This window comes from Streptomyces colonosanans, assembly GCF_001866645.1.
GTDB lineage: Bacteria > Actinomycetota > Actinomycetes > Streptomycetales > Streptomycetaceae > Streptomyces > Streptomyces colonosanans.
Map to the genome: position 1 here is coordinate 91,857 of NZ_MLYP01000039.1, position 25,274 is coordinate 117,130.

Annotated in this window: 25 protein-coding genes and 1 pseudogene; 13 read left to right on the plus strand and 13 right to left on the minus strand. The window is 67.6% G+C overall.

Annotation, left to right across the window (positions count from 1 at the left end; all coding sequences use genetic code 11):
* Positions 1-71: 71 nt before the first annotated feature.
* Positions 72-1,154 carry an inositol-3-phosphate synthase gene (locus BIV24_RS14385; RefSeq protein WP_071366685.1) on the minus strand — a complete coding sequence of 361 codons (1,083 nt, stop codon included), beginning with the start codon at positions 1,152-1,154 and terminating at the stop codon, positions 72-74.
* A 44-nt stretch (positions 1,155-1,198) separates the two neighbouring features.
* Positions 1,199-1,879, minus strand: coding sequence for a PadR family transcriptional regulator (locus BIV24_RS14390; protein ID WP_071366686.1), 681 nt, complete (start codon positions 1,877-1,879; stop codon positions 1,199-1,201).
* 375 nt (positions 1,880-2,254) lie between these two features.
* On the opposite strand from BIV24_RS14390, the gene BIV24_RS14395 reads away from it, so the two are divergent.
* Positions 2,255-4,966, plus strand: coding sequence for a transglycosylase domain-containing protein (locus BIV24_RS14395; protein ID WP_071366687.1), 2,712 nt, complete (start codon positions 2,255-2,257; stop codon positions 4,964-4,966).
* 129 nt (positions 4,967-5,095) lie between these two features.
* Positions 5,096-6,604: a glycosyltransferase family 87 protein gene (locus tag BIV24_RS14400; RefSeq protein ID WP_071366688.1), complete on the plus strand. Its 1,509-nt coding sequence runs from the start codon at positions 5,096-5,098 to the stop codon at positions 6,602-6,604.
* Between the two features lie 82 nt (positions 6,605-6,686).
* On the opposite strand, the gene BIV24_RS14405 is transcribed toward BIV24_RS14400, so the two are convergent.
* The 3 genes from BIV24_RS14405 to BIV24_RS14415 form a co-directional block, all read right to left on the minus strand.
* The gene (locus BIV24_RS14405) at positions 6,687-7,718 is read right to left on the minus strand and encodes an alanine racemase (RefSeq protein WP_071366689.1); all 1,032 of its coding nucleotides are present in this window, start codon (positions 7,716-7,718) and stop codon (positions 6,687-6,689) included.
* Between the two features lie 130 nt (positions 7,719-7,848).
* Positions 7,849-8,967, minus strand: a complete 1,119-nt coding sequence (gene femX, locus BIV24_RS14410) for a peptidoglycan bridge formation glycyltransferase FemX (protein WP_071366690.1) — start codon at positions 8,965-8,967, stop codon at positions 7,849-7,851.
* A 162-nt stretch (positions 8,968-9,129) separates the two neighbouring features.
* Positions 9,130-9,444, minus strand: coding sequence for a hypothetical protein (locus BIV24_RS14415; protein WP_071366691.1), 315 nt, complete (start codon positions 9,442-9,444; stop codon positions 9,130-9,132).
* A gap of 264 nt (positions 9,445-9,708) precedes the next feature.
* Here BIV24_RS14415 and rpsF point away from each other — a divergent pair, with 264 nt between their 5' ends.
* The 4 genes from rpsF (at position 9,709) to rplI (ending at position 11,441) form a co-directional block, all read left to right on the plus strand.
* Positions 9,709-9,999: a 30S ribosomal protein S6 gene (rpsF, locus tag BIV24_RS14420; protein ID WP_014673750.1), complete on the plus strand. Its 291-nt coding sequence runs from the start codon at positions 9,709-9,711 to the stop codon at positions 9,997-9,999.
* A gap of 76 nt (positions 10,000-10,075) precedes the next feature.
* Positions 10,076-10,657: a single-stranded DNA-binding protein gene (locus BIV24_RS14425; RefSeq protein ID WP_071366692.1), complete on the plus strand. Its 582-nt coding sequence runs from the start codon at positions 10,076-10,078 to the stop codon at positions 10,655-10,657.
* Between the two features lie 82 nt (positions 10,658-10,739).
* A complete protein-coding gene (gene rpsR / locus BIV24_RS14430) occupies positions 10,740-10,976 on the plus strand; it encodes a 30S ribosomal protein S18 (RefSeq protein ID WP_003949403.1) in 237 nt (78 codons plus the stop codon).
* An 18-nt stretch (positions 10,977-10,994) separates the two neighbouring features.
* Positions 10,995-11,441, plus strand: a complete 447-nt coding sequence (gene rplI / locus BIV24_RS14435) for a 50S ribosomal protein L9 (RefSeq protein WP_071366693.1) — start codon at positions 10,995-10,997, stop codon at positions 11,439-11,441.
* 144 nt (positions 11,442-11,585) lie between these two features.
* Here rplI and BIV24_RS14440 read toward each other — a convergent pair whose 3' ends face one another.
* Positions 11,586-12,923 (minus strand): MATE family efflux transporter, encoded by a 1,338-nt coding sequence (locus BIV24_RS14440; RefSeq protein WP_071366826.1) that lies wholly within the window; start codon positions 12,921-12,923, stop codon positions 11,586-11,588.
* A 448-nt stretch (positions 12,924-13,371) separates the two neighbouring features.
* Between BIV24_RS14440 and dnaB the strand changes: the two genes are divergently transcribed.
* Together dnaB and BIV24_RS14450 are read left to right on the plus strand one after the other, a co-directional pair.
* Positions 13,372-14,847: a replicative DNA helicase gene (gene dnaB / locus BIV24_RS14445; RefSeq protein ID WP_071366694.1), complete on the plus strand. Its 1,476-nt coding sequence runs from the start codon at positions 13,372-13,374 to the stop codon at positions 14,845-14,847.
* A gap of 72 nt (positions 14,848-14,919) precedes the next feature.
* Positions 14,920-16,305 carry a serine hydrolase domain-containing protein gene (locus BIV24_RS14450; RefSeq protein WP_071366695.1) on the plus strand — a complete coding sequence of 462 codons (1,386 nt, stop codon included), beginning with the start codon at positions 14,920-14,922 and terminating at the stop codon, positions 16,303-16,305.
* A 63-nt stretch (positions 16,306-16,368) separates the two neighbouring features.
* On the opposite strand, the gene BIV24_RS14455 is transcribed toward BIV24_RS14450, so the two are convergent.
* Together BIV24_RS14455 and BIV24_RS14460 are read right to left on the minus strand one after the other, a co-directional pair.
* A complete protein-coding gene (locus BIV24_RS14455; protein ID WP_071366696.1) occupies positions 16,369-16,821 on the minus strand; it encodes a GNAT family N-acetyltransferase in 453 nt (150 codons plus the stop codon).
* A 239-nt stretch (positions 16,822-17,060) separates the two neighbouring features.
* Positions 17,061-17,927 carry a GNAT family N-acetyltransferase gene (locus BIV24_RS14460; protein ID WP_071366697.1) on the minus strand — a complete coding sequence of 289 codons (867 nt, stop codon included), beginning with the start codon at positions 17,925-17,927 and terminating at the stop codon, positions 17,061-17,063.
* Positions 17,928-18,143: 216 nt separating this feature from the next.
* On the opposite strand from BIV24_RS14460, the gene BIV24_RS14465 reads away from it, so the two are divergent.
* A complete protein-coding gene (locus BIV24_RS14465) occupies positions 18,144-18,785 on the plus strand; it encodes an HAD family hydrolase (protein WP_071366698.1) in 642 nt (213 codons plus the stop codon).
* Positions 18,786-18,948: 163 nt separating this feature from the next.
* On the opposite strand, the gene BIV24_RS14470 is transcribed toward BIV24_RS14465, so the two are convergent.
* The 5 genes from BIV24_RS14470 to BIV24_RS14490 all read right to left on the minus strand — a co-directional run bounded on the left by BIV24_RS14470 (position 18,949) and on the right by BIV24_RS14490 (position 22,793).
* A complete protein-coding gene (locus BIV24_RS14470; protein ID WP_071366699.1) occupies positions 18,949-19,431 on the minus strand; it encodes an NUDIX domain-containing protein in 483 nt (160 codons plus the stop codon).
* 158 nt (positions 19,432-19,589) lie between these two features.
* A complete protein-coding gene (locus BIV24_RS14475; protein ID WP_071366700.1) occupies positions 19,590-20,495 on the minus strand; it encodes a LysR family transcriptional regulator in 906 nt (301 codons plus the stop codon).
* A gap of 258 nt (positions 20,496-20,753) precedes the next feature.
* The gene (locus tag BIV24_RS14480) at positions 20,754-21,908 is read right to left on the minus strand and encodes a cystathionine gamma-lyase (RefSeq protein WP_071366701.1); all 1,155 of its coding nucleotides are present in this window, start codon (positions 21,906-21,908) and stop codon (positions 20,754-20,756) included.
* On the minus strand, positions 21,905-22,399 hold the full coding sequence (locus tag BIV24_RS14485; RefSeq protein WP_071366702.1) for a low molecular weight protein-tyrosine-phosphatase: 495 nt from the start codon (positions 22,397-22,399) through the stop codon (positions 21,905-21,907). The genes BIV24_RS14480 and BIV24_RS14485 overlap by 4 nt, the downstream gene beginning before the upstream one ends.
* 13 nt (positions 22,400-22,412) lie before the next feature.
* Positions 22,413-22,793 (minus strand): phage holin family protein, encoded by a 381-nt coding sequence (locus tag BIV24_RS14490; protein ID WP_071366703.1) that lies wholly within the window; start codon positions 22,791-22,793, stop codon positions 22,413-22,415.
* 60 nt (positions 22,794-22,853) lie between these two features.
* Between BIV24_RS14490 and BIV24_RS14495 the strand changes: the two genes are divergently transcribed.
* The 4 genes and pseudogenes from BIV24_RS14495 (at position 22,854) to BIV24_RS14510 (ending at position 25,183) form a co-directional block, all read left to right on the plus strand.
* Entirely contained in the window at positions 22,854-23,171 is a 318-nt protein-coding gene (locus BIV24_RS14495) for a cupin domain-containing protein (protein ID WP_071366704.1), read from the plus strand.
* A gap of 164 nt (positions 23,172-23,335) precedes the next feature.
* On the plus strand, positions 23,336-23,548 hold the full coding sequence (locus BIV24_RS14500; protein ID WP_071366705.1) for a DUF5326 family protein: 213 nt from the start codon (positions 23,336-23,338) through the stop codon (positions 23,546-23,548).
* A 381-nt stretch (positions 23,549-23,929) separates the two neighbouring features.
* Positions 23,930-24,645, plus strand: a pseudogene (locus BIV24_RS14505) (helix-turn-helix domain-containing protein).
* A 100-nt stretch (positions 24,646-24,745) separates the two neighbouring features.
* Positions 24,746-25,183 carry an SsgA family sporulation/cell division regulator gene (locus tag BIV24_RS14510; RefSeq protein ID WP_071366706.1) on the plus strand — a complete coding sequence of 146 codons (438 nt, stop codon included), beginning with the start codon at positions 24,746-24,748 and terminating at the stop codon, positions 25,181-25,183.
* Positions 25,184-25,274 lie beyond the last annotated feature (91 nt).

Here is a 25,274-nt window from a genome sequence, read left to right on the forward strand (position 1 = left end):
CAGCCTCACATACGCATGCGGGTCCCCGGGCACGCGGCCCGGGGACCCGTCAGGACCGGAGGTCGATGGTCCTAGCGCTCGACCTCGCCCCTGATGAACTTCTCGACGCTCTCGCGGGCCTCGTCGTCGAAGTACTGGACCGGCGGGGACTTCATGAAGTACGAGGACGCCGACAGGATCGGGCCGCCGATGCCGCGGTCCTTGGCGATCTTCGCGGCGCGCAGGGCGTCGATGATGACACCCGCGGAGTTCGGGGAGTCCCAGACCTCGAGCTTGTACTCCAGGTTCAGCGGAACGTCACCGAAGGCGCGGCCCTCGAGGCGGACGTAGGCCCACTTGCGGTCGTCGAGCCAGGCCACGTAGTCGGACGGGCCGATGTGGACGTTCTTCTCGCCGAGGTCCCGGTCGGGGATCTGGGACGTGACGGCCTGCGTCTTGGAGATCTTCTTGGACTCCAGGCGCTCACGCTCGAGCATGTTCTTGAAGTCCATGTTGCCGCCGACGTTCAGCTGCATCGTGCGGTCCAGGATGACACCCCGGTCCTCGAACAGCTTCGCCATGACGCGGTGCGTGATGGTGGCGCCGACCTGCGACTTGATGTCGTCACCGACGATCGGGACACCCGCCTCGGTGAACTTGTCGGCCCACTCCTTGGTGCCGGCGATGAAGACCGGAAGGGCGTTGACGAAGGCGACCTTGGCGTCGATGGCGCACTGCGCGTAGAACTTCGCCGCGTCCTCGGAGCCGACGGGCAGGTAGCAGACGAGGACGTCGACCTGCTTGTCCTTCAGGATCTGGACGACGTCGACCGGCTCCTCGGCCGACTCCTCGATGGTGGCGCGGTAGTACTTGCCGAGACCGTCGTGGGTGTGGCCGCGCTGGACCGTCACGCCGGTGGACGGGACGTCGCAGATCTTGATGGTGTTGTTCTCGGAGGCGCCGATGGCGTCGGCCAGGTCGAGGCCGACCTTCTTGGCGTCCACGTCGAAGGCGGCGACGAACTCGACGTCACGGACGTGGTAGTCGCCGAACTGGACGTGCATCAGACCCGGGACCTTGGACGCCGGGTCGGCGTCCTTGTAGTACTCGACTCCCTGCACCAGCGACGCGGCGCAGTTGCCCACGCCGACGATGGCTACGCGAACCGAACCCATTTCGGTTGCTCCCTGTGTGTACGAGGTGAAGCCCCGACTGGACCTCACGTGGTGGTGTCGTCGGACGGATCCGGCCGGGTGCTGTCCCGGTGCCGGGGCAGGCCGCCCGTCTCTCCAGATGTGCTGTTTCGAGTGGAGCCGTCGGCGGCGGAACCCCTGAGGTCCCGTCCGGCCCGCTCGCTCTCGATGAGCTCGTTCAGCCAGCGCACTTCGCGCTCCACGGACTCCATCCCGTGGCGCTGGAGCTCAAGGGTGTAGTCATCAAGGCGCTCCCGGGTGCGTGCCAGGGAGGCGCGCATCTTCTCCAGGCGTTCCTCCAGTCGGCTTCGGCGTCCCTCCAGCACGCGCATGCGTACATCGCGGGACGTCTGCCCGAAGAAGGCGAAGCGAGCGGCGAAATGCTCGTCCTCGTACGCGTCGGGACCCGTCTGCGAGAGCAACTCCTCGAAGCGCTCCTTACCTTCCGCCGTCAACCGATAGACGATTTTGGCGCGGCGCCCCGCGAGCGGGGCGGCGACGACGTCCTCGGAAGCGCTGCCCGACTCCTCGGTCAACCAGCCATTGACGACCAGCGTCTTGAGGCACGGGTAGAGCGTCCCGTAGCTGAACGCGCGGAACACACCCAGCGATGTATTGAGTCGTTTGCGCAGCTCATAGCCGTGCATAGGGGACTCGCGGAGCAGGCCGAGGACGGCGAACTCGAGGATCCCGGAACGCCGGTTCATGTCCGCCTCCTTCCTGCCGCTGTCTCGTCCGCACGGTCTTTATGCCGAGCTGATGTATCGACTCGATACATCAAGACGATAGAACGCACCTCCCGGCGCGACAAGAGGTTGCACGGTGAACGGGGTCACATCACTGATTCGTAGGAAGCAAGTTGCCCTTTTTAAGGTGAAGTTCGGGGCTAGGTGAGTTTTGACGGTGCGTAGTCTGTGCGCCATGCACACCACCGGGAACCGGAGTGGCGCCTGGGAACGTCCTCGTCCCCGGTGCAGTACGGGTGAATGCCAAGGCGACCGCATCCGTACATCGGGGGGACCGGAAGCCAGCCGCCGTTTCCAGGCGCGCGAGGATGCGCCTGCCCGAGGAGTAGTCGTTCGATGAGCGAGCACCGTCGCAAACCGCCGCAGCCGCAGGGAGGCGGACGTGCCGCTGCCCGACGCGGCCAGTCGGCGCCCTCCGGTCGCCGTGCGGCCCCGCGAGGCGCCACTGGGTCACCTGCCGATTCCTACGAAGCGGGAGGTGAGGACCGCCCGTACGGTGGCCGCGCCGCGGCCCGGCGGGCAACACAGAGAAATGGAGGCGGTCGGCGCAGAGCGACCGACGGAGTCGACCGCGGGCGCGGGCAGGGCAGAGGGCGGGGTGCCCCTCCCGTCAAGCGCTTCATCGACTACCCGCGCGCGGGCAAGTACGGAGTCGGGCGCTGGTTGCCCTCCTGGAAGCTGGTGACGGGGCTGTTCGTCGGCTTCATAGGAAGCCTCGTGGCGGTCGCGGGCATCGGGTACGCCATGGTGAGCGTCCCGGACGTCGACAAGACGGCGACCGCGCAGAACAACGTCTTCTACTGGTCCGACGGCTCCCCGATGGTCTCCACCGGTGGTGAGGTCAACCGGCAGAACATCAACTACTCCCAGATCCCCAAGGAGATGCGATACGCCGTCATCTCGCAGGAGAACAAGACCTTCGAGACCGACAGCGGTATCGACCCCAAGGGCATCGCGCGGGCCTTCTTCAACATGGCCAGCGGCGGCGAGACACAGGGTGGTTCCACCATCACCCAGCAGTACGTCAAAAACGCGATGTTGAACGACCAGTCGCAGACGATCTCACGGAAGTTCAAGGAGATCTTCGTCTCGATCAAGGTGGGCGCCAAGGTCCCCAAGGAACAGATCATGGCCGGGTACCTGAACTCCGCGTACTACGGCCGCGGGGCCTACGGCCTACAGGCGGCTGCGCACGCCTACTTCGGCAAGGAAGCCACCGACCTCAACCCGGGCGAGTGTGCCCTTCTGGCGGCGACGCTCAAGAGTCCCGTGTACTACGACCCGGCGGGTGCGACCTCCGTCGACCCCGCCGCCACACCGGAGGCCAACACGCGGCGGGCCACGCGCCAGATGCAGGACACCCTCGACAAGATGGTCCAGTACGGCCATCTGAGCCCCCAGGAGCGGGCGAAGCACACCACTCTGCCCAAGATTCAGAACCCGCGGTCGAACGGCCGTCTGAGCGGCCAGGTCGGCTATCTCGTCGACCTCGCCAAGGGTTACGTGATCCACAACACGGATATCACCGCCGACGATCTGCAGCGGGGTGGGTACTCGATCTACACGACCTTCGACAAGAAGAAGGTCGACGCGCTCGAGGCTGCGGTCAAGAAGGTCCAGAAGACCAGCATCAAGCCCAATGAGCACCCGAGGACCGACAAGTTCGTCCAGTTCGGCGGGGCCTCGGTGGACACGGATACGGGTGCCATCAAGGCCATCTACGGCGGCGAGGACGCGACCAAGCACTTCACCAGCAACGCCGACGTGACTGGCGCCCAGGTCGGTTCGACGTTCAAGCCGTTCGTGCTCGCAGCGGCGATGAAGTGGGGTGTCCGTGACCCCGACCTCGGAGTGGAGCAGTCGCTGGACCAGCGCACGATCGTCTCCCCCAAGAGCCTGTTCAGCGGCAAGAACAAGCTCAAGATCAAGAAGTACAACGGGGAGGTCTGGAAGAACGAGAAGGGCGAGGAGTGGCTGCAGACCAATGACGGCGGCGATTCCGTCGGCCCCCCGCCGGACTACCAGATCGACCTTCGTGAGGCCATGAGGGAGTCCGTGAACTCCGCCTTCGTGCAGCTGGGCATGGACGTCGGCCTGGACAAGGTCAAGGAGGCTGCGATCGAGGCCGGCCTGAAGAACGAACAGCTGACCGGTGCCACCTACCCGGCGTTCTCCATCGGTATCTCCGACCCCAGCGCGATCCGCATGGCCGGCGCGTACGCCACCTTCGCGACCAGCGGCAAGCAGAACGAGCCGTACTCCGTCGAGAAGGTCACCAGCAAGGACGGGACGGTCTTCACACACAAGGCCAAGCCCACACAGGCCTTCGAGCCGGCGGTCGCCGACAACGTCACGGACATCCTGAAGACCGTGGTCGAGAAGGGCACAGGTACCCACGCCCAGCTTCCCGGCCGCGATGTGGCCGGCAAGACCGGTACCACCGACGAAAACAAATCCGCGTGGTTCGTCGGCTACACCCGGCAGCTGTCCACCGCGATCGGCATGTTCCGGATGGACGACAACGCGGACGCGAAGAACAAGAAGTTCCTGTCGATGTTCGGAACGGGTGGCCAGGAGAAGATCCACGGCGCCTCGTTCCCGGCAGAGATCTGGCGCGACTACATGTCCGAGGCGATGCAGGGCATGCCGGTGGAGGCGTTCCCGACCCCGCAGCCCATCGGCAAGGTCGTCAACGCCCGCCCCAGCCCGCCACCCTCGCAGTCGGCCACCCCGAGCCAGGAGACGAGCCCGACACCGAGCTCGTCGCCGAGCAAGGAGACCACCTCGCCCTCGCCGTCGCCGAGTGACAGCTGTGGTTACTTCGGCTGGAACTGTGGCAACGGCGGCAACGGCAACGGCGGCAACGGCGGCAACGGCGGCAACGGCGGCACTGGTGGACCTGGTGGACCCGGTGGAACCGGTGGAACCGGTGGAACCGGCGATGTGACCCCCTTGCCGACTGATACGACCAGCCAGGGAGGCAGCCGGGGCAATGGCAACGGCGGCAAGGGCAATGGCACCGGAGGGGGCTTCCCTCCGCTCGGATAGCTGTTATCGAGCGTGTTTCATGTGAAACGCTCCGTTTCACGTGAAACATCGACTACAGAAGGGCCGTCATACCAATCAGGTATGGCGGCCCTCGGCGTTCCCCCGGGTGGATGCGGCAGGATGAGCCTCATGCCCAGTGCAGAGACGATGCGAGCGAGCGTGCACGAGCCGGATTCCGTGCGGCCGACCAGGGAGGACGAGGTCGCCGCGGCCGGCAGCGAGCTGATCGGTGGCCCTGTCGGGCGACGCGTACTGCTCGGGACGTCCTGGTGGACCCCCGTGCGGATCGTGGCGCTCGTAGCGATCGGCATGTTCGCCTTGGGGATGGTTCAGAAGCTGCCGTGCTACGACAGCGGCTGGTTCTTCGGAGCCAGTTCCCAGTACACGCACGCGTGCTACTCGGACATCCCGCACCTCTACCAGGGACGTGGTTTCGCCGACGGGCTCGTGCCCTACTTCGACAAGCTCCCCGGCGACATGAACTACCTCGAGTATCCGGTGCTCACCGGTGTGTTCATGGAGGTCGCCTCCTGGCTGACCCCGGGCAGCGGTGCCCTCCAGGGCCGTGAGCAGATGTACTGGATGGTCAATGCCGGGATGCTCATGGTGTGCGCCGCGGTCATCGCCGTGTGTACCGCGCGCACTCACCGTCGGCGCCCCTGGGACGGCCTTCTGGTCGCCCTCGCACCCGCCTTCGTGCTGACGGCCACCATCAACTGGGACCTGCTCGCCGTGGCCCTGCTGGCCGCCGCGATGCTTATGTGGTCACGTGGTCGGGCCCTCGCCTTCGGCATCCTGGTCGGGCTTGCCACGGCCGCCAAGTTCTACCCGTTCCTGGTGCTTGGGCCGCTCCTCGTGCTGTGCTGGCGGGCGGGCAAGTGGCGGGAGTACGGGACCGCGTTTCTGGGCGCCGTCGGCTCATGGCTGGTGGTCAACCTGCCCGTGATGTGGCTCGCTCCCGAGGGCTGGGTGAAGTTCTACAGCTTCAGCAGGGAACGCGGGGTCGACTTCGGCTCGGTCTTCCTGTTCATCTCGCGCTGGTTCGACATCGAGATCACCCCGGACACCGCCAACACCTGCGCGATGATCATGATGGTGGCCGCCTGTGTCGGTATCGCCGCGCTCACGCTGACGGCGCCGCGCCGCCCGCGTTTCGCGCAACTCGCGTTTCTGATCGTCGCGGTGTTCATCCTCACCAACAAGGTCTACTCGCCGCAGTACGTGCTGTGGCTGGTTCCCCTGGCTGCGCTTGCGCGGCCGCGCTGGCGGGACTTCCTGATCTGGCAGGCCTGCGAGGTTGCGTACTTCCTGGGGATCTGGATGTATCTCGCGTACACGACCAGCGGGGACGCTCACAAGGGCCTGCCGACGGACGGTTATCAAGTCGCCATCGCCGTCCATCTGCTGGGGACGCTCTACCTGTGTGCCGTCGTCGTACGCGACATCTTCATGCCGGAACGGGACGTGGTGCGGCGGGCCGGTGACGACGACCCGTCCGGCGGGGTGCTGGACGGTGCGCCGGACGCCTTCGTGCTGGGCGCCGCCGCCCATCCGCCGCGGCACGCGGCACACGTCGACGGGCCGCAGGTGGACTGGGGCAGCCGCGGCACAGAGCCCACGGAGAACGATTCGCTCTGAGCGAACAGAGCTGACCGGACGGCGGCCGGCGAAAGGCCCTACACGGGTGCTGTGTACGGCCTTTCGCGCTTACGCCCCGGGCTCAGCAGTCGACGAGCCGGTCGAACTGTGTGGTGGTATGGCGCAGATGCGCCACCAGCTCGTCGCCGACCGTCGGCTCGGTGGCGTCCGCCGGTACGAAGAGGATCGAGACCTGCATGTGCGGCGGCTCGGCGAACCAGCGCTGCTTGCCAGCCCAGACGAACGGCGACAGGTTCCGGTTCACCGTCGCGAGGCCGGCCCGGGCGACACCCTTGGCGCGGGGCATGACGCCGTGGAGGGCCTTGGGGGCCTCCAGGCCCACTCCGTGCGACGTTCCGCCCGCCACGACGACCAGGAACCCGTCGGAAGCCGCCTTCTGCTGCCGGTAGCCGAAGCGGTCGCCCTTGGAGACGCGCGTGACGTCCAGGACGGCCCCGCGGTACTCGGTGGCCTCATGGTCCCCCAGCCACAGCCGGGTGCCGATGCGGGCGCGGAAACGCGTCTGCGGGAACTGCTGCTGGAGCCGGACCAGTTCCTCGGCCTTGAGGTGGCTGACGAACATCGTGTGCAGCGGCAGCCGGGCCGCGCGCAGCCGGTCCATCCAGCCGATGACCTCCTCGACGGCGTCGGAGCCGTCGGTGCGGTCCAGCGGCAGGTGGATGGCGAAGCCCTCGAGGCGGACATTCTCTATGGCGGCGTGCAGCTGCGCCAGTTCCTGCTCGCTCACGCCGTGCCGCTTCATGGAGGACATCACCTCGATGACCACCCGGGCGCCCACGAGCCCGTAGATGCCGTCGATGGACGACACCGAGCGGATGACACGGTCGGGCAGCGGCACGGGCTCCTCACCCCGGCGGAACGGCGTCAGCACCAGCAGGTCGCCGCTGAACCAGTCCTTGATGCGGGCTGCCTCGTACGTCGTGCCCACGGCGAGGACGTCCGCGCCCAGGCGCGTGGCCTCCTCCGCCAGCCGCTCGTGGCCGAAGCCGTAGCCGTTGCCCTTGCAGACCGGGACGAGCCCCGGGAACTGCTCCTGCACATGCTTGTGGTGTGCTCGCCAGCGCGCGGTGTCGACGTAGAGCGTGAGCGCCATGGCCGGTCCCGGAACCTTTCTCGTGACTGCGGTGTGTCGGGGGTCTGAGAGGAATTGTGACGGATCCGTCGGGCCGACGGGGCGGTGCCAGGCTGTCTTCTGATCGGCCCGGCACGGGCCTGCGGCGGGGTCAGCGGCGGGACATGTAGATGTCGAGCGCCTTGTGAAGCAGCTTGTTGAGCGGGAAGTCCCACTCGCCGAGGTACTCGGCGGCCTGTCCGCCCGTGCCCACCTTGAACTGGATCAGGCCGAAGAGGTGGTCGGTCTCGTCCAGCGAGTCGGAGATGCCGCGCAGGTCGTAGACGGTGGCGCCGAGCGCGTAGGCGTCGCGCAGCATCCGCCACTGCATGGCGTTCGAGGGCCGTACCTCACGGCCGATGTTGTCGGAGGCGCCGTAGGAGTACCAGACGTGTCCGCCGACGACCAGCATGGTCGCCGCCGACAGGTTCACTCCGTTGTGCCGGGCGAAGTAGAGGCGCATGCGGTTGGGGTCCTCGGTGTTGAGGGCCGTCCACATGCGCTGGAAGTACGACAACGGGCGAGGCCGGAAGTGGTCGCGCACGGCCGTGATTTCGTACAGCCGCTGCCATTCCTCGAGGTCGTGGTAGCCGCCCTGGACCACCTCGACACCGGCCTTCTCGGCCTTCTTGATGTTGCGGCGCCACAGCTGGTTGAAGTTCTTGTGGACCTCTTCCAGGGAGCGGTTCGCGAGCGGTACCTGGTAGACGTAGCGGGGCTGGACGTCGCCGAAGCCGGCGCCGCCGTCCTCGCCCTGCTGCCAGCCCATACGGCGCAGCTTGTCGGCCACCTCGAAGGCGCGCGGCTCGATGAAGTCCGCCTCGATGTCGCGCAGGCGCTTCACGTCCGGGTTCTGGATGCCCTGCTTGATGGAGCTGGCCTCCCAGCGCCGGATGATCACCGGCGGTCCCATCTTCACGGAGAAGGCGCCCTGCTGCTTGAGGTGAGCGAGCATCGGCTGGATCCAGTCGTCCAGGTTCGGTGCGAACCAGTTGATGACCGGACCCTCGGGGAGGTACGCGAGGTAGCGCTTGATCTTGGGCAGCTGGCGGTAGAGGACCAGTCCGACGCCCACCAGTTGGCCGTTCCTGTCGAACCAACCGAGGCTCTCGGAGCGCCACTCCGCCTTGACGTCCGCCCAGGCCGGGACCTGCATGTGGCTCGCCGCCGGCAGGCTCTGGATGTACGCCAGATGCTGCTCGCGGCTGATCGTCCTCAGGGTCAGGCTCATTCGGGGCGCTCCTCGGGCTGGTGTGTCCCCATGGGTACAGGGGCTCCGGCTCTCGCGCCGAAGCCTACTGCGCCCTGTGAGCGCCCCGTCTGGCCGTATGGGACCTGTGGGCCCGTCAGGTCTTCCGGCGGACCCCGTGGGCCCGGCTGGCGACCTGACGGGTCAGCCGATGATCCCTCCGAAGAGGCCGCCGTTGGCCATGCCGAGGAAGAAGCCGATGGCGGAGGCCCCGAGCCCCAGGATCAATCCGAAGCGCTCACGGGTCGTGACGGAGACGAGCTGTCCGTACGCGCCGGTGAAGATCCCCACCAGGCCGGTCCAGGAGCTGATCAGATGCAGGCCGCCGATCATCGCCGTGACAAAGGCCGTGACCCCCAGCACCAGGGTCACCACGAGCAGGGTGGTCTGGAGGGGATGGGCCTTGCCGTCCGTGGCGAAGAGGGATCCGGTGGTGTTGGGTCGCAATACCTGTGCCATGGGGCACCTCCTGCGGAAGGCGGCGCATCGTAGCGCCGTACACACCCGATGTGTACAGATTGACGGGCCTCACGGCCGGATTTCAACCGGAAGCTCGTGTGCAGGTACTCTGTACCGTCTGCACCGGTGTCTGCCCAGGCTGAGCCGGGGAATCCGTCGACTGGCCCCCGATTGTCAGTGGCGGCCGATACCGTTGCGTACGCATCACAACCCTCCTGCCACGGAACGACCGTGGCCGCTGAGTCCAAAGGAGGTGGGTTCCACATGCGTCACTACGAGGTGATGGTCATCCTCGACCCCGATCTCGAGGAGCGCGCTGTCTCCCCGCTGATCGAGAACTTCCTTTCTGTCGTCCGTGACGGTGGCGGAAAGGTCGAGAAGGTCGACACCTGGGGCCGTCGTCGTCTCGCGTACGAGATCAAGAAGAAGCCCGAGGGCATCTACTCGGTCATCGACCTGCAGGCCGAGCCTGCGGTCGTCAAGGAGCTCGACCGCCAGATGAACCTGAACGAGTCGGTCCTCCGGACCAAGGTCCTCCGCCCCGAGACCCACTGAGCCCTCCGCTCAGCTGATCTCGGGATTCGAGTAGCAGCACAAGCAGCCAGCAGCAAACCCGCCGAGAGGTTCCCCCATGGCAGGCGAGACCGTCATCACGGTCGTCGGCAATCTTGTCGATGACCCCGAGCTGCGCTTCACCCCGTCCGGTGCGGCGGTCGCGAAGTTCCGCGTCGCGTCCACTCCCCGCACCTTCGACCGTCAGACGAACGAGTGGAAGGACGGCGAGAGCCTCTTCCTGACCTGCTCGGTCTGGCGTCAGGCGGCGGAGAACGTCGCCGAGTCGCTCCAGCGAGGCATGCGCGTCATCGTGCAGGGCCGGCTGAAGCAGCGGTCCTACGAGGACCGGGAGGGCGTCAAGCGTACGGTCTTCGAGCTCGACGTCGACGAGGTCGGCGCGAGCCTGCGTAACGCCACGGCCAAGGTCACCAAGACCTCCGGTCGCGGTGGCCAGGGCGGTTACGGCGGCGGGGGCGGCCAGCAGGGCGGCGGCTGGGGCGGTGGCCCCGGTGGCGGCCAGCAGGGCGGCGGTGCTCCGGCCGACGACCCGTGGGCGTCCGGCGCTCCGGCCGGCGGCCAGCAGGGCGGTGGCTGGGGCGGTGGCTCCGGCGGTGGCTCCGGCGGTGGCGGCGGCTACTCGGACGAGCCCCCCTTCTAGGCCTCGGCGCCGGGTCCTTTCGGACCGGCCGGGTCGAGGGTGGGTCGTTACCCAAACTTCTTGATCACACAGGAGAAACACCATGGCGAAGCCGCCTGTGCGCAAGCCGAAGAAGAAGGTCTGCGCTTTCTGCAAGGACAAGGTCACGTACGTGGACTACAAGGACACGAACATGCTGCGGAAGTTCATTTCCGACCGCGGCAAGATCCGTGCCCGCCGCGTGACCGGCAACTGCACGCAGCACCAGCGTGACGTCGCCACGGCTGTCAAGAACAGCCGTGAGATGGCGCTGCTGCCCTACACCTCCACCGCGCGCTAAGGGAAGGGTGACCGACTCATGAAGATCATCCTCACCCACGAGGTTTCCGGCCTCGGTGCCGCGGGCGACGTCGTTGACGTCAAGGACGGTTACGCTCGCAACTACCTGATCCCGCGGAAGTTCGCGATCCGCTGGACCAAGGGTGGCGAGAAGGACGTCGCGCAGATCCGTCGTGCTCGCAAGATCCACGAGATCCAGACCATCGAGCAGGCCAACCAGATCAAGGCCCAGCTCGAGGGCGTGAAGGTCCGTCTGGCCGTCCGCTCCGGCGACGCCGGCCGTCTGTTCGGTTCCGTCACCCCGGCCGACATCGCCTCGGCGATCAAGGCCTCCGGTGGCCCCGAGGTCGACAAGCGGCGCATTGAGCTGGGCGCGCCGATCAAGACGCTGGGCTCTCACGAGACGTCCGTGCGTCTGCACCCTGAGGTTGCCGCCAAGGTCAACGTCGAGGTCGTCGCGGCCTGACGCCGCGCTTGGCTTGAACAGCTGAGAGAAGGGTCGTACCCGAGGGGTACGGCCCTTCTTCGTGAGTGGCAGTCATGCGTGCCGTTTCACTGACGTGGTGTTTCACGTGAAACGGCGCGGAGCCGAGCCGAGGCCGTCGGTCCGTCAGCGCGTCGCGCCCGTTACGAGCCAGCGGCCCGAGCGGGTGCGCAGCCACAGCGTGAGCATCCGTACGGTCATCATCAGCGTCATCGCTGCCCACACGGCGGTCAGTCCACCACCGAGGACCGGAACGAGCAAAGCTACGGGAGCGAAGACCGCCAGCGTCAGCAACATCGCCCAGGCCAGATACGGCCCATCCCCGGCCCCCATCAAGACACCGTCCAGGACGAAGACGATGCCGCAGATGGGCTGCCCGAGGGCCACGAGCATCAGGGCGGGCAGGGCCGCACGGTGGACGGTCGCGTCGCTGGTGAACAGGGGCAGGAACAGCGGGCGGGCCATGAGAACCAGAAGTCCGAGCACGACCCCGGCGATGAAGCCCCACTGGACCATGCGGTGACACGCTGCGCGGGCACCCTGAGGGTCGTCCGCGCCGAGATAGCGCCCGATGATGGCCTGACCGGCGATAGCGATCGCGTCCAGGGCGAAGGCGAGCAGGTTCCACAGCGACAGGGCGACCTGATGGGCTGCGATGTCCGCGTCCCCGAGCCTGGCGGCGACAGCGGTGGCGATCATCAGGATCGCCCGCAGCGAGAGCGTGCGGACCAACAGGGGAGTTCCCGCCTGTGCGCAGGCACGTATCCCAGCTAGGTCCGGGCGAAGTGAGGCGCCGTGGCGGCGGGCACCGCGGACGACGACGTACAGGTACACGGCGGCCATGCCGCACTGGGCGATGACGGTGCCCCAGGCGGAACCGGCGATGCCCAGGCCGACGCCGTAGACAAGGCCCGCATTGAGGGCTGCGTTCACGACGAAGCCCGCGACGGCTACGTACAGCGGTGTCCTCGTGTCCTGCAGGCCGCGTAGGACACCAGTCGCGGCGAGCACGACGAGCATTGCGGGGATGCCGAGTGCCGAGATCCGCAGATACGTCGTCGCGTATGGGGCGGCGGTCTGTGAGGCGCCGAAGAGGTCCACGATTCCGGGCGCCGTGGGTAGGACGACGGCGATAACGGCCGCTCCGAGCAGAAGCGCCAGCCAGATGCCGTCCATCCCCTGGCGGAGGGCGGCCCGCAGATCGTCCGCGCCGACCCGGCGGGCGACCGCGGCCGTGGTGGCGTACGCGAGGAAGACGAAGACGCTCACGGCGGTGGTCAAGAGTGCCGAGGCGACCGCGAGCCCGGCCAGTTGCGCGGTGCCGAGGTGGCCGACGATTGCGCTGTCGGCCATCAGGAAGAGGGGCTCTGCGACGAGTGCGCCGAAGGCCGGAACGGCCAGTGCGACGATCTCCCGGTCGTGCCGGCGTCGGAAGGCGCGGGGTGTCGCGGGAGCCTGTGTCATGACCGCCAATCTAACCGTCCACAAGTAAGAGATGCAACACCACTGAGCCCCTTACTTCTGTGCGGCGCTGCGCACCAATCGTGACGATCTTGATCCTGCTGGGGAAGTTTTTCTTCTGCACAGCCAGTGGATGGGAAAAGAGCAGGTCAGAGTCGATTCAGTGAGGTGTCTGAGGGCTTGTTCACAGGGCTGTCCACCGTGTCGTGCACAGGTTTTGCGGAGTTGTCCACAGTGTAGGGGCCGTCGTCCACATGCCCTGTGGATAACCAGATTGGCTGACGGTGCCGACAGGCCTAACGTGGTCCGGCGCCCGCTCCGCGCGCGCCCTTGGAGAACGTGCAACACCATGCGTCTGAACCGGAGCTGGGACTCGCACTTTGTCAGTGTCGTGCCCTAAAAACGAGGTGCACGACGAAGTCCGCTCAGGCGGACGGGAGGAGGTGGCCCGGTGAGCATTTCCGAGCCCTTGGACGACCCGTGGGCCGATAGCGGTCCCAGCGGTCGTGTACCCGCCTCCCGCCGACGCCACGAGGGCGGCCAAAGTCGCGACGAGCAGCACGACCGCGGCCGGGACAGCGAGGCATGGGACGGGGCGGGCTCCTCCTTCGAGCGTGTCCCGCCGCAGGACCTCGACGCGGAGCAGTCCGTTCTCGGTGGCATGCTCCTTTCCAAGGACGCGATTGCCGACGTCGTGGAGATCCTCAAGGGCCACGACTTCTACCGGCCCGCGCACGAGACGATCTACCAGGCGATCCTCGACCTGTACGCGAAGGGCGAGCCGGCCGACCCCATCACGGTTGCCGCCGAGCTGACCAAGCGCGGCGAGATCACGAAGGTCGGCGGAGCCTCGTATCTGCACACGCTGGTGCAGACGGTCCCGACCGCGGCGAACGCGGAGTACTACGCGCAGATCGTGCACGAGCGCGCGGTGCTGCGCCGCCTGGTCGAGGCGGGGACACGCATCACCCAGATGGGGTATGCGGCCGACGGCGATATCGACGAGATCGTCAACAGCGCCCAGTCCGAGATCTTCGCGGTCACCGAACAGCGCACGGCCGAGGACTATCTGCCGCTCAGCGAGATCATGGAGGGGGCGCTCGACGAGATCGAGGCGATCGGCTCGCGATCGGGGGAGATGACCGGTGTGCCGACCGGCTTCACCGATCTCGACCAGCTCACCAACGGCCTGCATCCCGGTCAGATGATCATTATTGCGGCCCGCCCCGCCATGGGTAAGTCGACACTGGCCCTGGACTTCGCACGGGCGGCCTCCATCAAGCACAACCTGCCGAGTGTGATCTTCTCGCTCGAAATGGGCCGCAATGAGATCGCGATGCGCCTGTTGTCCGCCGAGGCGCGGGTGGCCCTGCACCACATGCGGTCCGGCACGATGACGGACGAGGACTGGACCCGGCTCGCACGCCGCATGCCGGATGTGTCGGCCGCTCCGCTCTACATCGACGACTCGCCGAACCTGTCGATGATGGAGATTCGTGCCAAGTGCCGCCGCCTCAAACAGCGCAACGACCTGAAGCTGGTCGTCATCGACTATCTGCAGCTCATGCAATCCGGCTCCAAGCGGTCCGAGAGCCGGCAGCAAGAAGTCTCCGAGATGTCCCGGAACCTGAAGCTGCTGGCCAAGGAGCTGGAGCTGCCGGTGATCGCGCTCTCGCAGCTCAACCGAGGCCCAGAGCAGCGCACGGACAAGAAGCCCATGGTGTCCGATCTGCGTGAGTCGGGTTCGATCGAGCAGGACGCGGACATGGTGATCCTGCTGCACCGTGAGGACGCGTACGAGAAGGAGTCGCCGCGCGCGGGCGAGGCGGACATCATCGTCGGAAAGCACCGAAACGGCCCGACGGCGACGATCACAGTCGCCTTCCAGGGCCACTACTCACGCTTCGTGGACATGGCGCAGACCTGACCGGTGTTCCCGGGGCAGTGGCGCCCAGAGAATAGGCTCGACGTGAGATGCGTGGTCGGGTGGACTGGGCCCATGACGACATCTCAGGAAGAGCTGCTTCCGGCCACGCGCCGGGCCCTGCTGCATCGCATCGCCGTAGCACAGACCGAGGGACGGGCGCCGTCGCTGGTGGCGGCGGTCGTCCGGGACGGGCAGACGGTGTGGCACGGTTCCCGTACCTGCGTGGACGGACATGCGCCGGACGAGAACGTGCAGTACCGGATCGGCTCGATCACCAAGACCTTCACTGCGGTCCTCGTGCTGAGGCTGCGCGACGAGGGCCTCCTGGACCTCGGTGACCCCCTGGAGAAGCATCTGCCCGGCACCGGGGCGGGGGAGGCCACCATCGCCGAACTCCTCGCGCATACGGGCGGATTGGCAGCCGAGTCGCCCGCGCCGTGGTGGGAGCGCACGCCCGGCACCTTGCGCCCCGAACTCTCGGACGTGCTGGGCGAGCAGCCCCTGCGGCACCCGGTTGGTCGCAGGTTCCACTACTCCAACCCCGGCTATACGCTCCTGGGCGCGCTGGTCGAGGAGGTCCGCGGGGCTCCCTGGGAGGACGTTCTGTTGCGTGAGGTGCTTGAACCCCTGGGGTTGCATCGCACGAGTGTCCGACCGCAGGCTCCGCATGTCGGCGGCTGGGCCGTGCATCCGTGGGCGGATGTGATGCTGCCGGAGCCTGCCGAGGATCTGGGGAGGATGGCACCCGCCGGTCAGCTGTGGTCGACCACGGCTGACCTGGCCCGCTTCGCCATCTTCCTCTCGCGGGGTGGCGACCGGGTCCTGAGCGCGGAGTCCGTCCAGGAGATGCGCACGCCCGCCGCGCCGCCCGAGGCCGCGGATGTGGCGGCCGGTTACGCCTACTGCCTCGGTCTGGAGACACGGTACCGGGACGGTCGCCTCCTGGTCGGGCACACCGGCTCCCTGCCCGGCTTTCTCGCGAGCCTCAGCTTCAGCGTCGAGGACGATGTGGCGGCCGTCGTATTGGCCAATTGCACCTCCGGGCCCGTGCTCTCCGCCGTCGCCGCCGATCTCGTCGGCATCGTGGCCGAGGCGGAACCCCGGATCCCCCAACCGTGGCGGCCGCTGCCTGATGTGGATCAGGCGGTGCTGGAGCTGGCGGGGCAGTGGTACTGGGGGACGCAGGGCGTCGCACTGCGGCTGACGGCAGACGGGGGGGTTTCTTTGGAGCCACTGTCCGGTGTGGGCCGTCGCTCCCGCCTGCGACCCAACGGAGATGGCACCTGGACGGGGCTCGACGGCTACTACGCGGGGGAGCTTCTGAAGGCCGTACGGCGGCCCGACGGCTCCGTAAGTCATCTGGACCTGGGGTCGTTCGTGTTCACACGTCAGCCGTACGACGAAGGGGCTCCTGTGCCCGGTGGCGTGGACCCGGAAGGGTGGAGCGGAATCCGATAGCCCCTGTCGCTGCCGGAAGGGGCATGTTTCACGTGAAACATGCCCTTTTGTTCGTGAATGGTCTCAGAGTGACCGCTTGAAACCCACGTGCGACGCCTCGAAGCCCAGGCGCTCATAGAAGCGGTGGGCGTCGGTGCGTGTGGCGTCGGAGGTCAGCTGGACCAATTGACAGTCCTGGCGCCGGGATTCGTCGATCGCCCACTCGATGAGCCGCGTTCCGAGGCCGCCACCGCGCTCGTCCGCGTGGATGCGTACGCCCTCGATGATCGAGCGGGTCGCACCCTTGCGGGACAGTCCTGGGATGACCGTGAGCTGGAGGGTGCCGACGATACGTCCCTCGCGTACGGCGACCACGAGATGCTGGTTCGGATCGCCGCTCAGCCTCTCCAGCGCCCTCAGGTACGGCGTCAGGTCGTCCGGGGACTCGCGCTGGGCGCCGAGAGGGTCGTCGGCGAGCATGGCGACGATCGCCGGGACGTCATCCGCGACGGCGGGGCGTATCTCAAGATCTCCCATGTCCGCACCCTACGCGGGCATGTGCTACCTGTGCACGGGCAGCGTCCGGGTTGTACGGCCCTCCCGGACAGGACGCGAGGCAGGCCCGTTCCGGGCTCGACCACACGGACCAATAACTCCGGCTCGGGCTTCTTCGCGGTCGTCGAGTCCCACCACTGCGGGATGTTGCCACTTGCCGGCTGAGCCGGCCGCGTGTCTCCGGCATTGCGGGGACGACGCGGCCGTCGTGGCGGTGGGGGTCAGCCCGCCGCCACCGTCAGCGGAGCGAAGCGCCGCGTCCAGTCACCGGGCAGGTCCGGGATGCCATACGTCATTACCGCGTTGAAGCCGACGGAGAGGAGCCCGTGGTCCTTCAGCCATGTCAGCAGATCCTCGTGCCGTGTATCGACGTCGGTGCGCAATGGGCGGTTGGTATGGGCGGCCAGGGACGCGACGAGTGCCTTCGCCGTCTCCGTGTCGCGAGCGATGAGCGGGCCCACGACATGGGTGTCCATGTTGGGCCAGGCGGCCGCGTACCCAATGATGCGCCCGTCCTCTTCGGCGACACGCAACTCGTCGGCGAAGGCGGGCAGTCGCGTGATCATATGCGTGCGATCGACGCCGAAGACCTCCGCGTCGAGCCGGACGAGGGTGGCAAGGTCCTCGGCGGTGGCCGTGCGGGTGGCGACGGCGGGATGCGGTCCACCCGCCGTGAAGTGCCCACGCACCATCTCGGAACTGCCAATGACCTTGAAGCCGAGTTCCTCGTACAGGGGACGGCCGTACGGCGTCGCGTACAGCGTGAGGGGGGTGGCGGCCATCTCCGCCACCACATGCCGCATCAGCCTGCGGCCGACGCCCTGACGGGCATGCCGTTCGGCGACGAGCACCATGCCGATGCCCCCCAGTTCCGGACGGTACCGGGACCCGTACTCGGTCACGACACAGGCGGTGACAAGGCCGCCTTCGGGGTCGTCGATACCGTAGCCCTTCCCCGCGGCAAGGAGCAGCCCCCACTTGTGCTGCTCGCGGGGCCAGCCCCGGTCCTCGGACAGGTCGGCGCAGGCGCTGAGATCGCGGGGCGTCAGACGGCGGATGGGCAGAGCAGCGAGGGAAGGTGTCGACACGCAGGTCAGGCTGTCCGACCGGAGGCACTGGCGTCCACTCGTTTGCGGACCGACGTACCGCCTTTTGGCCATGTCATGTGTTGCCGCAGAGCAGGGGGACAGATGTTCCACGTGAAACAGCGAGCAGCTTGAGCGTGTCCGATCAGGGGCCTGGGCATGTCCTACATCCCGAGCCTGGAGGAGTGCCCCCCTGTTGGGGCACTAGCCTCCTCGCACATGACGAGGCTTCATCTCTTCGATCTGGACGGAACGTTGCTGCACGGGACGTCCGCGCCGGTGGAGATCTCACGGCAACTCGGTCTGGAGGCCGAGGCCGTGGCGCTGGACCGGGCGATCGCGGCCGGCCGCATCGGCCCCCCGGAGTATGCGAGACAGGTGCGCGCCCTGTGGGCGCAGCTCACGGACGCGCATGTGGAGGCGGCCTTCACGGCGGCCCCCTGGCTGTCCCGGATCGAGGATGTGTGGACAGCGATCCGCGAGAACGGTGACTACTGTGCCGTTATCTCGCTCTCCCCCTCCTTCTTCGTGGAGCGGCTGACGCAGTGGGGCGCGCATGCGGCGTACGGATCGCGCTTTCCCGCACTGCCCTTCACAGAACCGGTGGATCCGGCGGGGATCCTCAGTGCCGCCGCCAAGGTGCGGATTGCAGACGGACTGTGCACGAAGTTCGGCGTCGGGCGCGCCGACTGCGTCGCCTACGGCGACTCGCTGTCGGACAAGGACCTGTTCAACGCAGTTCCGGTATCCGTCGCGGTCGATGCGGACCAGTACCTGGCGGACCGCGTGACTCACTCCTACGTCGGGCGGGATCTGTGGGAGGCCTATGAACTGGTCGTGAGCGCCTCATCGGCGCGTTGAGTACGTATGCCTCCGCGCTCTGGGGCAAGGAGACTGAGGCTGCCCGGGTGCGCGCGTACACGACGATCTCTCGGTTGGTGAGCGGCGCAGCCACCGTGGTGGAGGGACTGGTTGCTGCCGGGGGTCGGGGCCCGGGGCTCATAGGGAAGGCCCTCGTCCGGGGTCAGCCCAGGTCGGGCGCGTGCATGGCCCGCACGCCTTCGATGTTCCCGTCGAGGTAGTGCCGCAGTGACAGGGGAACGAGATGGACGGATGCGATGCCGACCCGGGTGAAGGGCACTCGCACGATCTCGTACTCGCCGGTGGGCTCTTCCACCTCCGGGCCGTGCCGCAGGCGTTCGTCCATGGACTCGAGGCGGCAGACGAAGAAGTGCTGGACCTTCACGCCGGTCGCGCCGCGGTCCGCGCCGATGTGCTCGACGGTGTCCACGAAGCAGGGCACCACATCAGTGATCTTGGCGCCGAGTTCCTCGTGCACTTCGCGGTGGAGCGCGTCGACAACGGTCGTGTCCGACGGCTCGACCCCTCCCCCCGGTGTGAGCCAGTAGGGATCGACGCCGGGCTTGGTCCGCTTGATCAGAATCAGGTCGTCACCGTCGAGCAGGATGGCGCGGGCGGTGCGCTTGACCACGGGGCGAACGGTCATGGGTGAAATGTGGCCCAGCTTGTTCCACGTGAAACATGGCACACCCCACACGGCATCGAACCCGGAGTGAATTCCGGGTTTCGCCTCATGGTGCACCTTCCCTCGCCGTGGACATCGGCCGGAAGCCGGTCCGCAGCGCCGCGGCCCTCAGCCGGCGATCAGCCCCAGTCCGCCGCCGTCCGCAGCAGCCACTCGTGCGCCCGTGCGATGTGCGGCATGGCCATCGTGCCGGTGCGGACCACGAGGAAGTACGTCCTCAACGGAGGTATCGCCGGTTCATGGAGGGCCACCACTTCGCCACGCTCCAGCGCGAGGGCGCAGAGATAACGCGGCAGCACGGCCAGCCCCGCACCAGTGGCGGCGCAGGCGAGGACCGCACGCAGATCGGGGACGACGACGGTGCCGACGGCGGTCGGGCGGGAGTCGAAGACGGACGCCCAGTAGCGGGCGACGAACGGCAGTGACTCGTGCACCTCGACCAACGGGAAGCTCTCCAGCGCGTGTGCGCCCTTACGGCGCAGCCCGCCGGGACCGATGCGGGAAGCCCAGCGCGGAGCGGCGACCAGGACGTGCTCCTCGTCGCAGAGCGGGGTCGCGGTGAGCAGGGCGCCATGCGGCCGAGCCGTGGTGATGGCCAGGTCATGGTGCCCGGCGGCGAGCCCTTCCAGCGTTTCGTCGGCGTTCCCGAAAGAGGCGCGCAGGGCGAGCCCCTGGCCGTCATCGTCGGTCAGCTCCGCAAGGGCGGGCAGGGCGCGCTCGGCGGTGAACTCGGGCGGGCCTGCGAGATGGAGGGTGCGCAGCGAAGCGTGCTCATCGAGTTCCGTCTCGGCGATTTCCACAAGGGCGTCGAGATGGGGCGCTGCCTTGTGCGCGAGTTCGTCGCCGATGGTCGTGGGGGTCACCCCGCGGGCCCGGCGCAGGAAGAGAGGGCGGCCCAGCTGCCGTTCCAAGGTACGGATCTGGGAGGTGACGGCCGGCTGCGAGAGGCCGAGCAGCGCCGCGGCACGCGTGAAGGAACCGGCCCGGTGCACGGTCACGAAGGTGCGCAACAGGGCCACGTCCATGGCGCTTCCTCCCCTCCCCGCACCCCCGGCCGTGCTCAACTATAAATAAGTCGATAGGTCTCTGTCGCTACTGTGATTGGACACTGACACAGAGTCAACTAGCCTTGGGTGCACGGTTCTTCGCGCGCGGAACCGGGGCGGTCCGAGCCACGAGGGGGGAGGCTCGGACCGCCCGCTGTCCGAAGCAATGATCTCAGGGCCAGAGGACCGTTGCGCCGGAGGTGCAGGCCCCAAGCGGTGGCCATGGCTCAGGGCCTGTCATTCCGCCGACTCGTCGAGCGCGCGCAGCACATCGGCCACCAGGTCCTCGGGGTCCTCGGCGCCCGCCGAGAGGCGGATGAAGCCTTCCGGCACCGCGTCACCGCCCCAGCGCCCACGCCGCTCGGCGGTGGACCGCACCCCTCCGAAACTCGTCGCATCGTCGACGATGCGTAGCGCGTTCAGGAAACGGTCGGCATGTGCGCGTGTGGGCAACGCGAACGACACCACGCACCCGAAGCGGCGCATCTGCTGCGCAGCGATCTTGTGGGAGGGATCGTCGGGCAGCCCCGGATACCGCAGCCCGCTCACCTCGGGCCGACCGCGCAGCGCCTTCGCGACAGCGAGCGCGTTGGCGGTCTGCCGGTCGGCACGCAGTTGGAGCGTGGCCAGCGAGCGGTGCGCGAGCCAGGCCTCCATGGGCCCCGGGATCGCCCCGACGATTTTGCGCCAGCGCCGTACGGAGGCCATCGGCCTGGCGTTCCGGGACACCACGTAGCCGAGCAGAAGGTCCCCGTGCCCGGTGAGCATCTTGGTGCCGCTGGCCACGGAGAAGTCGGCGCCCAGCTCCAGCGGCCGCTGGCCGAACGGCGTGGCCAGGGTGTTGTCGACGGTGACCAGGGTGCCCTGCGCGTGCGCCGCGGCAGCGAGCCGCCGCACGTCGCAGACGTCCAGTCCGGGGTTCGAGGGGGTCTCGATCCACAGCAGCTTCGCACCCTCGAGGACGCCGAGCTGAGCGTCGGCGCCGGTCGGCGCGGTGCGCACCTCGATGCCGTACGCGGTCAGTTGCTCGCGGACCAGAGGCAGTACCTGGTAGCCGTCGTCGGGCAGCACAACGGTGTCGCCGGCGCGCAGCTGGGAGAAGAGGACCGCCGAGATCGCGGCCATGCCGGAGGCGAAGGCGAGCGTTTCGACCCCGTCCTGGCCGGGTGCCTCGAGCTCACCGATGGCGCGCTCCAGATGGGTCCAGGTGGGGTTCTCATCACGGCCGTAGGTGTACGGACCCGTCGGCTCGCCGGGCAGGTGGTAGTGCGCGGCGAAGACGGGACCCGGCAGTGTCGGCTCGTACTTGGCCGGCTCGGGCAGCCCCGCCCTCACCGCGCGCGTGCCGTCACCGGGCCCCGCGCCGGAGGCGTCGAAATCCGCTGCCGTCATGCTGCCCGTCCTTCCACGTGGTCCTGCACCGCGGCTATCAGGCCGATGCTCGCCGCCTCCACCATCTCAAGACATTCCTCGAAACCGTCCATCCCTCCGTAATACGGGTCGGGAACGTCGAGGTCGTCGTCGGTGGCGGTGAGGTCGTACGAGCGCAGGAGCCGGACCTTCGCCGCGTCCTTCGGGCAGGGTGCCAGGCGGCGCAGGGCCTTGAGATGGCCGGAGTCGAGGGCGATCACGAGGTCGAGACGGGAGAACCAGGAGGACGCAAACTGTCGTGCGATGTGATTGCTGTCGTAGCCGTTCTCCTCGAGGACGGCTACGGTACGCGGATCGGCGCCGTCCCCCTCGTGCCAGCCGCCCGTGCCGGCGCTGTCGACCTCGACCAGGTCGTCGAGACCGGCCTCCTCGACGCGCGCGCGGAAGACCGACTCGGCCATCGGGGAGCGGCAGATGTTGCCGGTGCAGACGAAGCAGATCCGATAGGACATACGGCTCACTCGATCAATCCTTGTCGTCCGGCAGGACGACGTTCAGGGCCCAGGAGACGATCGAGACGATCAGGCCGCCCACCATGGCGGTCCAGAAGCCTTCGACATGGAAGCTCAGGTCCAGCTTGCTCGCCGCCCATGAAGTGAGCAGCAGCATCAGGGCGTTGACGACCAGGGTTATCAGGCCGAGTGTCAGGATGAACAGCGGGAAGGTCAGAACCTTCACGATCGGCTTGACCAGAAAGTTCACCAAGCCGAAGAGCAACGCGACGACGATCAGGGTGCCGACCTTCTTGCCGGTGCTGGAACCCGTCAGAGTGATCTTGTCGAGCAGCCCGACGGCGACGGCCAGAGCCCCCGCGTTGGCGATCGTCTTGACTACGAAATTCTTCATGTGTCTGATCGTGGCAGACGGGATCACCGGGCAGTAGCGAGCAAGGGCGGAACAAGGGCGATGAAGGCATTCCGACTGGACGAACTGGAGGCGGAGCGAGCCGCCAATGACGGTGCCTACCTGCAGTTTCTGCGGGAGCGGAACATGTCGGTGGGTCTATATGCACTCGACGCGGGTGCCCTGGACCCCCAGAAGCCCCACCAGCAGGACGAGGTGTACTTCGTCGTCAGCGGTCGCGCCGCGATCACCGTCGGTATGGAGACCACCCAGGTGGCGCGCGGCAGCGTCGTCTACGTGCCCGCCGGGGTCACCCACAAGTTCCACCACATCACTGAGGACTTGAGGGTTCTGGTGGTGTTCTCTCCGCCCGAGAACTGAGGCCCGTCTCGGGGTTCCCTAGGGGGACGATCAGGGGAGGACAAGGGGTGTGGGGGATCCGTTCCGCCCCTCGGCGGCCCTAGCATCGAAGGCAGGACATCGGGCCCGGAGCAGAGCCCCCGAACGGGACGCGGGGCGACGGGCGGAGAGACAAGGACTAAGCGATGCGAGAGATCTTCGCGGGTTTGCCGTGGTGGGTGAAGTGGGTCGCGGTGCCGGTCATCGCCCTCGTCGTGTTCGGTGGCGTCATAGCGAGCATTATCGGCTTCGTCGTCAGCCTCCTCTTCAAGGCACTGCTCTTCGTCGCGCTGGTCGGCGGACTGATCTACGTCGTACGGAAGTTCCTGTCGAGTTCCACGTCACGCGGCGACTGGTGAGCAGCCCGGAGCGCGCCGAGCCGTCGCCGCACCGGCACGGGACGGCGCCTCGTGGGCGAGCGATGGCGGGCGGCCGGTAACGGGAAGCCGGAGTTCGCTCGGGCGAGGGAAGTTTTCCCGGTGGGGCCGTCGGCGGACGGCGGCGGACCGTTAGAGTCCGGAGTTCGGCGCGCGGCCAGCATCGCGCGTGGCGCACCCACCGCCCGTGTCCCCGCACGGGCGGCCCTCCTCGCGTTCCGGGAGTGATCCTTGGCCACGGCCCGCACCGCACCCCGAGTCTCACCCGCCCCGCTCGCACAGCCGCGCACGTCACCGGCGGAGGCCTGCCTACAGCCCGTGCAGCCGCACTCCGCCACGCTCATCGGATCCGTGCAGCGGGCCATGCGGTTGCTGGAGGCCGTCGCCGACCATGCGTACGGGGCTCCGGCCAAACAACTGGCCCGTGAGGTCGGCCTGGCGCTTCCCACCGCGTACCACCTGCTGCGCACCCTGACCCACGAGGGTTATCTGCGCCGGGACAAGGGCCTGTTCTTCCTCGGCGAGGCGGCCGAGCGGCTGAGCAGCGACGCAGCTCGGCAGAAGACGTCGCAGCATGATGGATGACGCGTGCGCACCATGGCGTGATGCGATCGGTGTCCCCGTGTACTACGCGATCCACCGTGAGGGTCAGATCGCGGTCGTTGACGTCGCCCACTCGCCGGGTAGCCCGGCGGTCGAGGAGTGGGTCGACGTCCGCGAGACCGGGTATGCCCAGGCGATCGGCCGGTGCCTGTTGTCCCGGCTCGACGGGGAGGTCCGCCGGGACCGTCTCGGCCGTTACCCCGTTCGGGCGATCGCTGCCTACCCGGTGCATGACGCCCGCACGCTCCTGCGAGGGCTGAAGCACGGGGGCGGACGGAACCTGTCACCGAGCCTCAGGAATGCGCGCTGGGGACGGTCTGCGCCGCGAATTGCCTCGCTGCTGGGGCGATGGCCATCACGACGGCCTTCTCCCCGCCCTCTCAGCGGAGGCCGACCGGTTGCCGCCCTTCGCGCGTCAGTCGCAGGCGGAGAGCGGAAGTCCACCAGGAACGCCTGCCCTCTCTATCAGCATCTGAAAACTCACTCCTTGTGATCTCATGCGCACGTTCAGCAAACTTTCGGCAGGTGTCAGGGGGATGATTCCTGGCCAGTCGACGGCAATTGACGGGGTAGGCGATGCGCGAGTCGGTACAGGCAGAGGTCATGATGAGCTTTCTCGTCTCGGAGGAGCTCTCGTTCCGCATTCCGGTGGAACTGCGCTACGAGACCTGTGATCCCTATGCCGTGCGGCTCACCTTTCATCTTCCTGGGGACGCACCCGTGACCTGGGCGTTCGGGCGTGAGCTACTGGTCGACGGAGTGGGTCGGCCATGCGGCGACGGAGACGTGCATATCGCCCCCTCCGAACCGGACACCTTCGGCGATGTGCTGATCCGGCTCCAGGTTGGCACCGACCAGGCCCTGTTCCGGTCGGGCGCGGTGCCGCTCGTGGCGTTCCTCGACCGCACGGACAAGCTGGTGCCGCTGGGGCAGGAAGGCTCCCTCTCCGGCTTCGACGCGCATCTGGACGAGGTGCTGGACCGGATCCTGGCGGAGGAACAGAGCGCGGGCTGAGACGATGCACGGCGCTGTAACGGTTCGCCATACGGGGCGCGATGGGTGTCGTAACGGTTCGCCATACGTACGCGGGACGGTGGCTGCTGCA

Coding starts and splice junctions, on each gene's coding strand:
- BIV24_RS14385 (WP_071366685.1), bottom strand. CDS start 1,154: ATGGGTTCGGTTCGCGTAGCCATCGTCGGCGTGGGCAACTGCGCCGCG.
- BIV24_RS14390 (WP_071366686.1), bottom strand. CDS start 1,879: ATGAACCGGCGTTCCGGGATCCTCGAGTTCGCCGTCCTCGGCCTGCTC.
- BIV24_RS14395 (WP_071366687.1), top strand. CDS start 2,255: ATGAGCGAGCACCGTCGCAAACCGCCGCAGCCGCAGGGAGGCGGACGT.
- BIV24_RS14400 (WP_071366688.1), top strand. CDS start 5,096: ATGCCCAGTGCAGAGACGATGCGAGCGAGCGTGCACGAGCCGGATTCC.
- BIV24_RS14405 (WP_071366689.1), bottom strand. CDS start 7,718: ATGGCGCTCACGCTCTACGTCGACACCGCGCGCTGGCGAGCACACCAC.
- femX (WP_071366690.1), bottom strand. CDS start 8,967: ATGAGCCTGACCCTGAGGACGATCAGCCGCGAGCAGCATCTGGCGTAC.
- BIV24_RS14415 (WP_071366691.1), bottom strand. CDS start 9,444: ATGGCACAGGTATTGCGACCCAACACCACCGGATCCCTCTTCGCCACG.
- rpsF (WP_014673750.1), top strand. CDS start 9,709: ATGCGTCACTACGAGGTGATGGTCATCCTCGACCCCGATCTCGAGGAG.
- BIV24_RS14425 (WP_071366692.1), top strand. CDS start 10,076: ATGGCAGGCGAGACCGTCATCACGGTCGTCGGCAATCTTGTCGATGAC.
- rpsR (WP_003949403.1), top strand. CDS start 10,740: ATGGCGAAGCCGCCTGTGCGCAAGCCGAAGAAGAAGGTCTGCGCTTTC.
- rplI (WP_071366693.1), top strand. CDS start 10,995: ATGAAGATCATCCTCACCCACGAGGTTTCCGGCCTCGGTGCCGCGGGC.
- BIV24_RS14440 (WP_071366826.1), bottom strand. CDS start 12,923: ATGACACAGGCTCCCGCGACACCCCGCGCCTTCCGACGCCGGCACGAC.
- BIV24_RS14450 (WP_071366695.1), top strand. CDS start 14,920: ATGACGACATCTCAGGAAGAGCTGCTTCCGGCCACGCGCCGGGCCCTG.
- BIV24_RS14455 (WP_071366696.1), bottom strand. CDS start 16,821: ATGGGAGATCTTGAGATACGCCCCGCCGTCGCGGATGACGTCCCGGCG.
- BIV24_RS14465 (WP_071366698.1), top strand. CDS start 18,144: ATGACGAGGCTTCATCTCTTCGATCTGGACGGAACGTTGCTGCACGGG.
- BIV24_RS14470 (WP_071366699.1), bottom strand. CDS start 19,431: ATGACCGTTCGCCCCGTGGTCAAGCGCACCGCCCGCGCCATCCTGCTC.
- BIV24_RS14475 (WP_071366700.1), bottom strand. CDS start 20,495: ATGGACGTGGCCCTGTTGCGCACCTTCGTGACCGTGCACCGGGCCGGT.
- BIV24_RS14480 (WP_071366701.1), bottom strand. CDS start 21,908: ATGACGGCAGCGGATTTCGACGCCTCCGGCGCGGGGCCCGGTGACGGC.
- BIV24_RS14485 (WP_071366702.1), bottom strand. CDS start 22,399: ATGTCCTATCGGATCTGCTTCGTCTGCACCGGCAACATCTGCCGCTCC.
- BIV24_RS14490 (WP_071366703.1), bottom strand. CDS start 22,793: ATGAAGAATTTCGTAGTCAAGACGATCGCCAACGCGGGGGCTCTGGCC.
- BIV24_RS14495 (WP_071366704.1), top strand. CDS start 22,854: ATGAAGGCATTCCGACTGGACGAACTGGAGGCGGAGCGAGCCGCCAAT.
- BIV24_RS14500 (WP_071366705.1), top strand. CDS start 23,336: ATGCGAGAGATCTTCGCGGGTTTGCCGTGGTGGGTGAAGTGGGTCGCG.
- BIV24_RS14510 (WP_071366706.1), top strand. CDS start 24,746: ATGCGCGAGTCGGTACAGGCAGAGGTCATGATGAGCTTTCTCGTCTCG.